Source organism: Burkholderia sp. SIMBA_051 (assembly GCF_046534915.1).
GTDB lineage: Bacteria > Pseudomonadota > Gammaproteobacteria > Burkholderiales > Burkholderiaceae > Burkholderia > Burkholderia ambifaria.
Map to the genome: position 1 here is coordinate 1 of NZ_JAWRXS010000397.1, position 264 is coordinate 264.

Here is a 264-nt window from a genome sequence, read left to right on the forward strand (position 1 = left end):
GCTCAACGCAATAGCACGCGGTCCAGTGACTCGGTGAAGCGCTTGGCGTCCTGGAAGCCCACCACGCGCGCGTCCGGCAATTCCTTGCCGCCGGGTTCGAAGAACATGATGCCCGGCGGGCCGAACAGGCGGAAACGCTTGAGCAACGCCCGATCGTCGGCATTGTTGGCGGTCACGTCGGCCTGCACCAGCAGCATGCCGGCCATGCGTTGCGCCACGCCCGGATCGGTGAAGGTGAAGCGCTCCATCTCGCGGCACGATACG

Annotated in this window: 1 pseudogene; it reads right to left on the bottom strand. The window is 65.9% G+C overall.

Annotated elements, in window-relative coordinates:
* Window positions 1-2: 2 nt before the first annotated feature.
* Window positions 3-264 (bottom strand): annotated as a pseudogene (locus SB771_RS35025) (protein-disulfide reductase DsbD); the annotation flags it as partial.